This window comes from Paenibacillus sp. 01T424 (genome assembly GCF_056398745.1).
Map to the genome: position 1 here is coordinate 36099 of NZ_JBFTPZ010000005.1, position 12915 is coordinate 49013.

At 44.0% G+C, this 12915-nt stretch carries 14 protein-coding genes; 6 read left to right on the plus strand and 8 right to left on the minus strand.

Going from position 1 to position 12915, the window contains the following annotated elements; genetic code table 11:
- Nucleotides 1–15: 15 nt before the first annotated feature.
- The 5 genes from AC1DPK_RS05765 to mtnB are packed head-to-tail and all read left to right on the plus strand — an operon-like array spanning nt 16 to nt 4742.
- The gene (locus tag AC1DPK_RS05765; RefSeq protein ID WP_477509621.1) at nt 16–1266 is read left to right on the plus strand and encodes a glutamate-5-semialdehyde dehydrogenase; all 1251 of its coding nucleotides are present in this window, start codon (nt 16–18) and stop codon (nt 1264–1266) included.
- Between the two features lie 47 nt (nt 1267–1313).
- Nucleotides 1314–2183: a pyrroline-5-carboxylate reductase gene (gene proC / locus AC1DPK_RS05770; protein ID WP_477509622.1), complete on the plus strand. Its 870-nt coding sequence runs from the start codon at nt 1314–1316 to the stop codon at nt 2181–2183.
- Nucleotides 2180–3409 (plus strand): 2,3-diketo-5-methylthiopentyl-1-phosphate enolase, encoded by a 1230-nt coding sequence (locus AC1DPK_RS05775; protein WP_477509623.1) that lies wholly within the window; start codon nt 2180–2182, stop codon nt 3407–3409. The genes proC and AC1DPK_RS05775 overlap by 4 nt, the downstream gene beginning before the upstream one ends.
- 8 nt (nt 3410–3417) lie before the next feature.
- Nucleotides 3418–4092, plus strand: a complete 675-nt coding sequence (locus AC1DPK_RS05780; protein WP_477509819.1) for a 2-hydroxy-3-keto-5-methylthiopentenyl-1-phosphate phosphatase — start codon at nt 3418–3420, stop codon at nt 4090–4092.
- On the plus strand, nt 4089–4742 hold the full coding sequence (gene mtnB / locus AC1DPK_RS05785) for a methylthioribulose 1-phosphate dehydratase (protein ID WP_477509624.1): 654 nt from the start codon (nt 4089–4091) through the stop codon (nt 4740–4742). The genes AC1DPK_RS05780 and mtnB overlap by 4 nt, the downstream gene beginning before the upstream one ends.
- A gap of 189 nt (nt 4743–4931) precedes the next feature.
- Here mtnB and AC1DPK_RS05790 read toward each other — a convergent pair whose 3' ends face one another.
- Both AC1DPK_RS05790 and AC1DPK_RS05795 read right to left on the minus strand, forming a co-directional pair.
- Nucleotides 4932–5306, minus strand: a complete 375-nt coding sequence (locus AC1DPK_RS05790) for a helix-turn-helix domain-containing protein (RefSeq protein WP_477509625.1) — start codon at nt 5304–5306, stop codon at nt 4932–4934.
- Between the two features lie 24 nt (nt 5307–5330).
- A complete protein-coding gene (locus AC1DPK_RS05795; RefSeq protein ID WP_441875338.1) occupies nt 5331–5975 on the minus strand; it encodes a Type 1 glutamine amidotransferase-like domain-containing protein in 645 nt (214 codons plus the stop codon).
- A 246-nt stretch (nt 5976–6221) separates the two neighbouring features.
- Here AC1DPK_RS05795 and AC1DPK_RS05800 point away from each other — a divergent pair, with 246 nt between their 5' ends.
- Complete coding sequence (locus AC1DPK_RS05800) at nt 6222–7253, plus strand: MerR family transcriptional regulator (protein WP_477509820.1); 1032 nt, start codon at nt 6222–6224, stop codon at nt 7251–7253.
- A gap of 54 nt (nt 7254–7307) precedes the next feature.
- Here the strand turns inward: AC1DPK_RS05800 and AC1DPK_RS05805 are convergent, their stop codons facing one another.
- The 6 genes from AC1DPK_RS05805 to AC1DPK_RS05830 form a co-directional block, all read right to left on the minus strand.
- Nucleotides 7308–7988, minus strand: a complete 681-nt coding sequence (locus tag AC1DPK_RS05805; protein ID WP_076265712.1) for a DnaD domain protein — start codon at nt 7986–7988, stop codon at nt 7308–7310.
- Between the two features lie 21 nt (nt 7989–8009).
- Nucleotides 8010–9230 (minus strand): acetate kinase, encoded by a 1221-nt coding sequence (locus tag AC1DPK_RS05810; RefSeq protein ID WP_339202846.1) that lies wholly within the window; start codon nt 9228–9230, stop codon nt 8010–8012.
- Nucleotides 9231–10166, minus strand: a complete 936-nt coding sequence (locus AC1DPK_RS05815) for a 3-hydroxyacyl-CoA dehydrogenase family protein (protein WP_477509626.1) — start codon at nt 10164–10166, stop codon at nt 9231–9233. It lies immediately after the preceding gene.
- An 87-nt stretch (nt 10167–10253) separates the two neighbouring features.
- A complete protein-coding gene (locus tag AC1DPK_RS05820; protein ID WP_477509627.1) occupies nt 10254–11747 on the minus strand; it encodes an AAA family ATPase in 1494 nt (497 codons plus the stop codon).
- Between the two features lies 1 nt (nt 11748).
- Nucleotides 11749–12279, minus strand: coding sequence for a hypothetical protein (locus AC1DPK_RS05825; protein ID WP_477509628.1), 531 nt, complete (start codon nt 12277–12279; stop codon nt 11749–11751).
- A gap of 114 nt (nt 12280–12393) precedes the next feature.
- On the minus strand, nt 12394–12891 hold the full coding sequence (locus AC1DPK_RS05830; protein WP_477509629.1) for a cell wall elongation regulator TseB-like domain-containing protein: 498 nt from the start codon (nt 12889–12891) through the stop codon (nt 12394–12396).
- Nucleotides 12892–12915: the final 24 nt, after the last annotated feature.

Here is a 12915-nt window from a genome sequence, read left to right on the forward strand (position 1 = left end):
AAGGGGGATTCCGCTATGATCAGTGAAGTGAGAACAAAAGCAACTTTAGCTCAAGATGCAACTGCCATTATGAATCGTTTGTCCACAGAACAAAAAAATACGGCTCTATCTCGTATGGCTGATGCATTAATCGCCGAGACTAACGCAATTATTACTGCAAATGAGCTTGACCTGCAGCGAGGTCGCGAGCAAGGCACAAGCCCTTCCATGCTCGATCGCCTTGCTTTAAATAAAGATCGTATAGCATCCATTGCTGAGGGACTTAGACAAATTGTTGAGCTTCCGGACCCTGTTGGTGAGCTGCTTGAGCATTTCGATCGTCCTAACGGACTTAAAGTAAATAAGATCAGAGTTCCAATCGGCGTCATTGGCATGATCTATGAAGCTCGTCCCAATGTTACTGTCGATGCGGCTGGCTTATGTTTAAAAACTGGCAACTGCGTCGTGCTTCGCGGCGGATCAGCTGCTATCGAGTCAAATCGTAAAATCGTAGAGGTATTAAAAAATGCACTTTCAGATACGGCAATGCCAGCTGATGCCATTCAGTTAATAGAGGATTCAGATCGTGCCTCGGTTAACGAAATGCTGAAGCTTAATGGCTTGCTTGATGTTGTCATTCCTCGTGGAGGCGCATCGCTTATTCGAAATGTCGTTGAAAATGCCACTGTACCGGTCATCGAAACAGGAGCTGGTATTTGCCATACCTTCATAGATGCCAGCGCTGACTATACGATGGCTGTCGAGATTGCCTTTAACGCCAAAGTACAACGGCCATCGGTTTGCAACTCCATGGAAACCTTGCTCGTTCACGAAGCTTTTGCAGAGCAGCATTTGGCTGCACTTGCTGATCGTTTTGTTCAAGCAGGCGTTGAGCTCCGCGGCTGCGAAAGAACGGCTTCCCTTCTCACAGGCATTAAACCGGCAACTGATGAGGACTATAGTACAGAATACAATGATTATATTATGAATATCCGCGTCGTTTCAGATCTTGACGCCGCGCTTGCGCATATCCGCCGTTTCAGTACAAAACATTCCGAATGTATTGTGACCGAAAACTCCGAAAACGCTGAGCGATTTATTCAAGATGTTGATGCGGCTGCCGTTTATCATAACGCCTCTACTCGCTTTACCGACGGATTTGAATTCGGGTTTGGAGCTGAAATCGGCATTAGTACACAAAAGCTTCATGCACGCGGTCCAATGGGTTTGCCTGCATTGACGTCTACTAAATATCTGGTTTATGGAACTGGACAAATACGGGGCTAACAGGACGAATTCAGTCCAATATCAATGGAACAACGGAGGAATACTTCATGACACAGCTTACACAAACAGCAATTGCCAGTCAGCAAATTTGCTTCTATGGTGCCGGATCGATGGCGGAAGCCATTGCCCGAGGTCTAATTAACAAAAACCTCATTGCACCTAGTAAGATTTCAATGCTCAATCGACAAAATAAAGATCGGCTCTCTGAGCTAAATGAGCTATACGGTATACAAACCATCGTGCAAGGCTCCTCTAATGAAGCTTATTTAAAAGAGGCAGACATTATTTTTCTAGCCATGAAACCTAAGGATGCTGCTGAAGCGATCGCATCCATTAAGCCGTTCATTTCCTCTAAACAGCTTATTATATCGGTCATTGCCGGGTTATCGATCAAAGCAATCGAGCAGCTGCTTGGTGGGCAGGCTTCCGTCGTACGCGCGATGCCGAACACATCCAGCACAATTGGTCTAGGAGCAACTGGAATTAGTTATTCAGATATTGTGACTACTTCGCAAAAAGCACTTACAGAAGCGATTTTCAGCTCTGTTGGCATTAATGCAATCGTAGACGAGTCACTCCAGCAAGCTGTCACAGGCGTGTCTGGCAGCGGCCCAGCTTATGTCTATTACTTTATGGAGTCGATGATCGATACCGCAATCCAACTAGGATTTTCGGAGACAGCAGCAAAGGAGCTTGTCGTTCAGACGGTTCTTGGCGCAGCGGAAATGGTTCGTCATACCGGCGAAGAGCCAGCAGAGCTGCGCCGCAAGGTCACATCGCCAAATGGGACGACGCAGGCAGCTCTTGAGCTGATGGCCGAAAATCATTTTTCAGAAACAATCAAGAAAGCTATCCATCGCTCAGCAGAACGTGCAGGCGAGCTTGGAGAAGCTATCGAGAGGAGCATTAACGAATGATTGGAGTTTGTATCGCAACGTATCGTTCTTATGATGATCGAGCGGATTTCAATAAAAAGGCGCTTTCGATCGCTGTTGGCTTAACCGTCGGCAGCTGGACTGAGCTTCCTGAAGCGCAAAAGGCGAATATGGAAAAGCATCTTGGAAAAGTATTGTCCGTTACTGTCCATGAGCCCGAAAATGCATTGCCCGGTGAGCGCTATGCCGACATTCGAATTGCTTACCCAGACATCAACTTCAGCCGTGACCTCCCTGCTTTGCTAGTAACTGTATTCGGCAAGCTGTCCATGGACGGCAAAATCAAGCTTATGGATCTCGACGTTTCTGAGGATTTTGCATCTGCTTTTCCAGGTCCTAAGTTTGGATTAAACGGTGTTCGCGATTTGCTTGGCGTACATGATCGCCCGCTGCTAATGAGTATTTTCAAATCCGTTGTCGGTTATGATCTAGCCAATCTTCAAGATCAGTTCTATAAGCAAGCGCTTGGCGGTGTGGACTTAATCAAGGATGATGAAATCCTATTTGAGAATCCACTTACCCCTCTGGAGAAACGTGTCGAAGCTTGTATGGATGCAGCGCGTCGCGCTGAAGCAGAGACCGGCCAAAAGCTGCTTTACGCCGTTAACTTGACAGGGCCTACCTCAGCTCTTGCTGCGAATGCTCGAAAAGCGATTGACGCCGGCGCCAACGCGCTTTTATTTAACGTTCTTGCTTATGGCTATGATGTGCTTCATGAGCTTAGCAGTGACAAATCCATTAATATCCCTATAGCAGCTCACCCTGCAATGGCTGGAGCGATGTACCCATCGCCTCATTATGGCATTAGCGCTTCTCTTCTTCTTGGGAAGTTAATGCGTCTTGCTGGTGCCGATCTTGTGCTCTTCCCTTCACCTTACGGCTCGGTTGTTATGCCAAAGGAAGAGAATTTAGCGGTTAAGGAAGCTTTGCTTGCGCCGCTTCACGGGCTGAAAACGAGCTTCCCTGTACCATCGGCGGGCATTCATCCTGGACTGGTGCCTCTCATTCTAAAAGATTTCGGTACCGACGTGGTTGTAAATGCTGGCGGCGGTATTCATGGTCATGCCATGGGAACTGCAGCTGGCGGACAAGCATTCCGTCAAGCGATTACAGCAACATTAAATGGAGTACCTCTTCGCAATGCCGCTGAGCAACCGGGCAATGAAGCGCTGTTGGCAGCAATTGAAGCATGGGGGATCAAAGAATAATGACTGAAATGAATACAACTAAGAAACGCATCGTGTTTTGTGATTTTGATGGAACGATTACCGTTAATGACAACATTATCGCAATTATTAAACATTTTAATCCAGCAGGCTGGGAAAACATTGCAGAGCGAACGATTGCGCAAGAGATTTCAATTATGGATGGCGTTGGACAAATGTTCCGCCTCCTTCCTGCTTCTATCCAGAAAGAAGTTATCGATTTCAGTATTTCCAATGTACGCATTCGTGAAGGATTCGCTGAATTTCTAAACTATTGCAAAGAGCAGCAGATTGATTTTTACGTAACTAGCGGCGGCATTGATTTTTTTGTTTATCCTATTCTTGAAGCTTTCGACATACCAAAAAATCATATTTATTGCAATGGCAGTGATTTCAGCGGTGAGCAAATTGAGATTTTGTGGCCAAATCCGTGTGATGCTCATTGCACCAACAACTGCGGCATGTGTAAAACAACCATTATGCGTCGTTTCCCTGAAGAGCAATTCGAGCGCATCATTATTGGCGACAGCGTAACCGACTTTGAAGGCGCTAAGCTTGCTGATATCGTCTATTCCCGCTCCCACCTTACGGTGAAATGCAAGGAGCTCGGACTGCCGCATCACGAATACGAAACATTCCACGATATTATCAACACTATGAATGATGAAAGGAAGTCAACAAAATGAGTTTTGAGCAAATTGCTTTAGAAGACAAGCAGCGCGCTTTATCTGAACTTCGCGACGTTAAGGAGCTGTTCGCTTCACGCGGCTGGTTCCCTGGCACCAGCGGCAATTTATCGATCCGTGTAGGCGACTATAACCCCGACGAATTTCAATTCGCTATTACGGCAAGCGGTAAGGACAAAACGATTCATACACCAGAGGATTATTTGTTTGTTGATCAAGATGGCAAGCCATGCGAAACAACACGCTTAAAACCATCCGCTGAAACACTGATCCATTGTGAAATTTACAAATTAACTGGGGCTGGCGCTATTTTCCACGTGCATACCGTATTTAACAGCGTAATCTCAGAGTATTTCTGGGATCGCAAGTCTGTGCCGGTAGATGGCGTTGAGCTGATCAAAGGGTTTAACATTTGGGACGAGGAAGCACACATTGATATTCCAATCGTTTCGAACTTTGCACATATCCCTTCTATCGTACCGGAAATAACGGAGCGTATATTGAAAAACATACCTGGCATCGTGCTGCGCAAGCATGGCATTTACGCTTGGGGAGCAAACGCATTTGAGGCAAAACGCCACCTTGAAGCATTTGAATTTATTTTTGAATATGTATATCGTTTGGAATTGCTGCAGCATGGTAAAGCTTAAGCATTTTCCAGCTCGATCATTTCATTTTTTAGAAGGACTTTCTCCCGCTTCAGCACTTTTTATGTATCAAAGCGCTGATTAGCGGGAGATTTTCCAGCTAGATTATAACCCATCTAAAAACATGACCATCAAAATGATAACTCTTCCTGAATGATATGTAATCTTTGCTCTTCCCTTCCCGATCAACTGTTATTGGATAACTGATCCTGCAGCATACTCCCGCCTTTCTCTCGACGTTTCATTAATCCAAACCATTAACTCATTTTTGCTAATATAAAATTTCTCACCAACTTTTATGTAGGGGAACATAACGCCAGAAAAGGACCCTGCTGTAGTCAGCTGAATTTGCTCTGTATGAATGATTTGTTTAATTTCATTTTCCGATAAATGCAAATAATTTGCTGCCTCTTCTATCGTTAGCAAAGGTTTTTCCATGCTTATCGTGATGTCGGACTGTTCTTTATTAGGCACTTCGTTTTTCTCCAAAAACATACAGCCCACTATAAAAGATACTCCGAGAATAAAGCTTGCTGCTATCATTGATTTACCGTTTGAAATAACCATCTTCCTCCTTCGTTGTAAACACACTCACTCTTTTCCATAATAAAAATAAACTTGTCCCGCCGTCTCTGATATCCGTTCGTTTTTAAAATAAATGCCAGAAGCATCATCTATCCCATAACCCGTTGACAAGTTGGTTTTGGAAAGTGCAGCCAATAAGTTCTTTTCTTCATCCCATTTTGAAAAATGCGCACTAATGACGCAATGATTTATTAATCCAAGACCTTTGAGGAAAAGATGCTCATTCGCTCTGTTGTCGATGGGTGGAATTACACATACATTAGGACTGATTAAGGCGCCAGCCGAAAAACCTGCAACTGGCACGCCTTCTGTGTATAATGCTTTTATTATTGTGCCGAGCTTTGTTTCCACGATATAATCTCGATAAAGCTCAGTATCACCACCGCTTATAATCACTCCTGTAGCTGATTGAAGCTGTTCCAATAAATCGGTTGATGGTGATGCATCCAAGGCGAAATACACAAACTGATCAATATCATGAAAACCTATTTGATCGGTATATTTCGTCATGTATTCTTGCCAACCTTCTTGCTCAATAAATAAGATAACTACTTTGCTTAACCCTTTTGATGCCAGAGCTCCAAATTTTTTTGCTAAGCTTTCATTGAACGGCGCTCCACCGCCAAACAAAAATAAATGTTTATCTGACATAAATATCCTCCTTGTAGTTAAAGCTTCAGCGGGATTTAGTCGAATCACTTTTATCGTAACCTAACTATAAACTATTTTTTAAATGTTTTACCATATTTATCTGCTTATATGAGTAAACTCGGAACAATTTGTTGTCTATAACCATCATGTTAAATTCTTCATTTAACATAAAAAACGGAGTCAACTATATTGACTTTAACGTAACGTAAACGTTCATAATGGCAAGAGGAGGTGGCTCTATTGAAGGTGCATGAAGCTGCAAAACAACTCGGTGTCACGCCGCGTACACTTCGTTTTTATGAAGAAAAAGGTCTAATTCATCCATATAAAGCAATAGAGAATAAATATCGCGACTATTCCATTGAGGACGTCATTCGGCTCCGCTGGATCATATCACTAAGAGAATTGGGCTTATCCGTATCTGCAATACAGAATGCTCTTAACGTGATCAATGAACCGGACGCTTTTATTCGAAGTGTGGATGGCGCTCGTGCATTGCTGTATGAGCAATGGATCACAGCAACAAAAGCGCTGCAAGCGCTAGATGAAACGATTTCAGCATGGCACAGAAAAGGAGCAGCTGAATTGACACAAGCAGAGCTTGCTGCTGAGGAAATTAAACAAAATCGGCTATCGCGAGCCTCTTGGAGCGATCAATGGAATTACGATGAGATAGCGATTCAGCACGGATATAAAGCACCTATCATTACACTTAGCGGTATTCTTTCGGAGGAGCAATACAATATGGCACTGCTGCGAACCGTTGAATGGCTTGATCCGCGGTTCGATGAGCTTGGCTTAGAAATAGGAGCAGGTAGCGGTAATCTCTCCAGCATGCTAGCTGCGGCCGGCACGAAGCTTACCGTTGTCGAGCAATCGACTGAAATGCTCTCGATCATAAGAGAAAGGCTCCCTGCCATTGATGCAAAACAAGGCAATTTGCTCGCACTGCCTCTCGCCCCATCCAGTTATTCTTTTATAGGCTGCAGTTTTGCTATGCATCACTTGAATCGTTCACAACAGCTTCTGGCACTAGAAGAAATGGACCGCGTTTTAATAAATGGGGGACGGCTTGTGATTACGGGGTTAATGGATGTGGACTTGGTTGACGATGATAAAATACATTCTGAAGAGATAGAAACAAAGCTTGCCATACCGCCTAACTGGCATCTTTCCTCTGTATCCGAACATCTGAACTGGTTCAACAAACGTGGATATTCCACTGTCATCAACCGGCTTACCCCATATGTTGGTTTACTCTACGCGATCAAACCTTAGCTATATATAATAATGTGACCCTTTTACATAAAAAAAAGAGCTAAGCCGCATGGCTTAGCCTCTTCCTCCACGAAATTTTTGCGCATGTGCGCGAGCCTCATCTGCATTCGTTACTCGATTGCGGCTCCACTCGATAAGTATCCGATCAATATAACGCAAGCTAAGCTTGCCCGCAAAGACGGCTTCTTTTAGAGCAAAACGAATAATTTCGTCTGTATATCGATCATGATCAAGCCAACCTGAAATTGTCTCGCATTCTATTGGAGATAATAAGCGTCCAAACTCTTGCTCGAATACACTGAATAAGTCCGATGATGGCGCGGCTTGCTGCTTGACTGGCTGACGCTCTGCCTTTCGCGATTCACGCTTCTGCTCCGCAGTTAACGCAGCTGCCTTAAGCAGCCAGCCTGTCCAGTTATAACGCTCTGACTGCATTCCTGTAGAACTGTCAACGTACTCGTCAATTGTAAGAAAATCTTCTTTCATCAGCCGGCCAAGGGATTGTCCAACTTCTCTAACACTCAGGCCCATCCGCTCAGCCAATTGCTCTGGCGTCGGGAAATCATTCATGTCCGCTTCCATATAAACCATGATTTGCAGGAGCAGCATCGCTTCTGTATCCGACAATTCCAGCTGGCGGTATGTTCGCAGCAGCATCGCCGATACATAAACGCCGCCTTCCTGCAACGCAGCAGCCATACCATGCGAGTAAGCTTTCCATATCTCGTTGTTCACTGCCAGCTGCCTCCTATACGACTACGCCTGTGCAGACGTATCCTTTTGCTTAACTAAGTTATACGTGTCTCTTGCAATGAGGAGCTCCTCATTCGTAGGAACAACTAAAACTTTAATGCGTGAGCTGTCCGTCGTAATCTCACGAATATCTTTGCGACGCTCTGAGTTGCGCTCTTCATCTAGCTCAATACCCAAGAATGAAATGCCTTCGCATATCGCTTTGCGTAGAGCGACAGAATTTTCTCCTACTCCAGCAGTGAACACAATCGTATCTACACCGTTCATCGCCGCGGCATATGCGCCAATATATTTTCTAACTCGGTAAGCATACATGTCAAAAGCAAGCTTTGCGTTTTTGTCGCCTTCAAGCATCGCCTCTGTTACCTCGCGCATATCGCTGCTAATACCGGAAATAGCAAGCATACCGCTATGTTTGTTCAGCATAGAATTTACTTCATTTAAAGTCAATTCCTCTTTATTCATTACAAATGGCACGATCGCTGGATCAATATCTCCGCTCCGGGTACCCATCATAAGACCTTCAAGTGGAGTCATTCCCATACTTGTATCAAAGGACTTGCCGTTCAAAATGGCTGTACAGCTTGCGCCGTTTCCGATGTGGCAAGTAATCATTTTGATTGATTCCAATGGTTTTTGCAAATACTCTGCTGCATGTGCGCTCACATAGGAATGAGACGTGCCATGAAAACCATATCTGCGAACCTTGTGACGACGGTAAAGCACAGTAGGAATTGGATATAAATACGATGTGTTCGGCATGCTTTGATGGAATGCCGTATCGAATACTACCGCTTGAGGTACATCAGGCAAATTTGTTTCTACCGCCAAAATACCCATCATATGCGCTGGGTTATGAAGCGGCGCCAAATCAAACAATCGACGAATCTCGAGCTTAACCTCTTGCGTTACAAGCACTGAACTGCTAAATGCTTCGCCGCCATGAACGATACGATGGCCAACAGCTTCGATTTCGTTCAGATTAGCGATCGCTCCGAACTCCGGGTTGGTAAGCATATTGATAACCTGCTTAACAGCAGCAACATGATCCAATATTTCACTAACTTTACGAACCTCGGGCTTGTCAACTGGTTCATGAGTAACAATCGAAGAATCCATTCCGATACGTTCCACACGTCCGCTTGCCAGAACTGATTCGTCACGCATGTTGTATAGCTGATATTTTAAAGAGGAGCTTCCTGCATTAATTACGAGTACTTTCATTTAAATCCGATCCCCATCCGTATCATATTTGAAGAAGCCGATTCCTGATTTGGCTCCGAGATGTCCAGCGCGCACCATTTTTTTCAGCACGATCGAAGGACGATATTTCAGCTCGCCATACTCGCGGAACATTCTCTCAAGAGCTGCCAACACGGAATCGAGACCGAAACGGTCACACATCTCGAAAGGTCCATGCTGGAAGGAATAACCGATACGCATTGCGCTGTCAATATCCTCAGCCGACGCGACCCCTTCCTCGAGTACATGCAAGGCTTCGTTAATAAATAAGCAAATGAGTCGTGTAGTTACGAAACCAGGAGATTCAAATACCATAACTCCTTTTTTGTTAATAACCTCTTCCACAAAATGTTTCGTACGTATAAATGTTTCCTCTGACGTCTTCAGACCACGAACAATTTCCACGAGATCAATCTTGGATACTGGATAAATAAAATGCATGCCAATTACGCGGCTCGGCTGCTTCGTAAAGCTTGCTAGCTCAGTTAAGCTTAGAGTAGATGTATTGCTCGCTAAAATAACATTTGGACCGCAAATTTGATCAATTTGTTCAAATACAGCTTTTTTCAATTCCAAATCTTCAGTTATCGTTTCAATAACAAGCTCACAATCCGCTAACTTCTCGTAGCTTGTTGTCGCCTCTATTCTATTCATAATCAGCTTCTTCTCGGAATTCGTGAGCGCCCACTTCTCGATTTGTTTATCCAAGCTTACTTCAATCATTTGTTTACCATAATCTAGGCGATCGTCCGAACGCTCGATAATGATAACATCCAATCCTTTGGAGGCCAGCATTTCCGCGATCCCTTGACCCATCGTGCCTACTCCTACAACTCCAACTGTTTTGATATGCAATGTATTAGCTCCTTTAGTGTGGGGAGAATTCTTCTTAAAACATAATAGAAGTTTTCTCTGCAAAGATAGTTCAATCTTATTATAACGAATTTCATCAAAAAAAGAAGGCGGACGACAACTCCGCCTTCAAATTGTAATATTGTAAACGCTTCATGCTGCTGTATTGGAAGAAAAGAGCTTTCTAAACTCATCTCCGCTCAATGTTTCCTCACGCAGAAGCGTCTGAAGAGACTTGATAAACACTTCTCTATTCGACTCAAGCAGACCTTTTGTTTGCAGCATCAGCTCATCCAAAATGGTTCGATTGATGCTTGCCCATCCATCTTTTGTCATCATCGAAGAATCAATAATGCCAAGATCAGTCAATCCCGATTCCACTAATGTTTTGACTATATTCATCGATTGTTCGAAGTCACCTCTTGATCCAGTGCTCCGATCACCATAAAACATTTCCTCAGCAGCGGCTCCGCCTAATGCAATCATAATTTGACCGTTAAGGAACTGTTTTGTGTACAAATATTGATCCTGCTGCGGATTGTGACGAACATAACCTAACGCTTGACCGCGCGGAGACAAAGCAACCTGTGACACGCTGCCTGGACGCATTAGTTCTGCCATAATTGCATGTCCGAGCTCATGAAGTGCAATCCGTTCACGCTCTTCTTTTGATGCCTCACGATCCGTTTTTTCACCCATCAAAACCTTATCAATAGCCATCGATAAATGCTGTTCAGCGATGGTTTCACTGCTCTCACGCATCGCATAAATCGCCGCTTCATTCATGACGCTCTCTAGCTGTGCACCTGAGAAACCAAAGGATTCACTCGCAATCCGTTCTAAATTCACGCCTGGGCGGATAGGTTTATTTTTCGCATGGATGTTCAAAATATGCAATCTGCCCTTTTTATCAGGAAGCTCAACACCGATGTGCCTGTCAAATCGACCTGGACGGAGCAATGCGCTATCGAGCATTTCCTTACGGTTAGTAGCCGCAATTAACAAAATACGTGGAGATTCATTTGCATAAATACCATCCATCTCGGTTAATAGCTGATTCAAGGTTTGATCATACTCGCGCTGCTGACCGCCATCTCGTTTGCCGCCAATGACTTCAATCTCATCAATAAATATAACAGCGCTGCTTTTTTTCGCTTTATTGGCTTTTGTACGCGCCTCTTTGAATAGGTCGCGAATACGTCCTGCGCCTACACCGACATACATTTCTACAAACTCACTGCCGGATGCAGCCAAATAAATCGAATCAGTATATTGAGCAGCTGCCTTAGCAAGCAGCGTCTTTCCTGTTCCTGGAGGGCCAGACAGCAAGATGCCTTTTAATGGCCGAATACCAAGCTTAGCAATTTGTTCTTGATGAACGAGAAAATCAAGCGCCTCTACAAGCTCCTGCTTGGCACGCTCCTGACCTCCGATTTCCTCAAAGGTGAGTGGTGTCATTTTCTCCTCAGAACGCCGCTTCTGGCTAGACAACGCGGTCAGCTTGCCTCTACCTCGTGCTGCATAAACTACGGCAAAGCCTAACACACCCAGCAATACGATGGGAACAACATTTTGTCCAATATATATAAAAAAAGCAATAAGAACAGGAAGTGAGCCTATCGCAATTTCTTTACCATATTTCATCATATTACCATGCCTCCAATTGGTTTGGCGTGCGTGGCAGGACGATATATTTCACCGCTTCATTATTTTTAATCGTAATATACACATTCGTATCATCCATTTCAGTCGTCACGGTGACATCTTTCATGGATTTTGCTGCTTCTTTCATCGCATCTGGAATATGAGAGTAGGTTTTGCGCTCCATCGCCTCTGCAACTTCAAACATGGAAGCATACCACAGATCTTCAAGCTGCTTATTCGATTTTTCTTCTATATTAAGCTCAAGCTTACGGTCGCCAACTACATCTTTTCCGTTAGCCGCAATACTTTCATAGATGTCCCGGAGATTCGCATCCGGCGTTAATTCAAGAGAAATAGCTACTTTATTGCGATCCATAACTGGTTTTTCTGAAGAAACAATACCTTTAATGCCTTTTGTAACTTTCTCTAATGGAGCTGCTACAGCCACTTGATTATATACAGCCCAGCCTCCGAACAAAACGGAAGCGGAAATTGCAGCAGTAATCACGATTGGTATTACACGTGGTCTCATCATTATGAAAATCCCTCCTGCAATAAATTTATGAACACTCCGTATATCAACACCGCTATACGAAAGTATATCATGAAATTATGCAAGAATCGTCCATCAATAAAAGGAAACGGAGCCTTATGGCCCCGTTTTTGCTGGTAACGTATAAGAATCAATAAATGCACCATCATCAAAACGGTAGAAATCATATCGGTAATGATCAGGCTTTTCACCGTCATTATAATAGATCTCCCACACCGTTTTGTCATCAAGCAGACCCGGCTGAATTCTCTTTATTTCTGCCAATGGCCTCTTGCTGATGAAATCATCTTTGAGTGACTTCTCAGAAATGCCTTCCGTCGCTCTCATGATAACTGGTTGTTGCTTCTCAGTCAGCCATACGTATACATGTTCATCCTGTTGATTAATACCTTCAACGACCCAACTGTTTTTTTGCCATATATGATGATGTACCTTTTCTATCTCGATAAGATCAGCTGCTTTAGTCGCTTGTTCCTTCGCCGCATTAATTGCTGTCCACTCAGGGGACTGAACTTCACGGAAATAGATAAAGGAAACGGTTAGAAGCAGCAAGAGGAATGCTGTAATTAACAACAACCATCGCTTAAGTGTCATAAACGGCTTTCGTTTCCTTGCTGT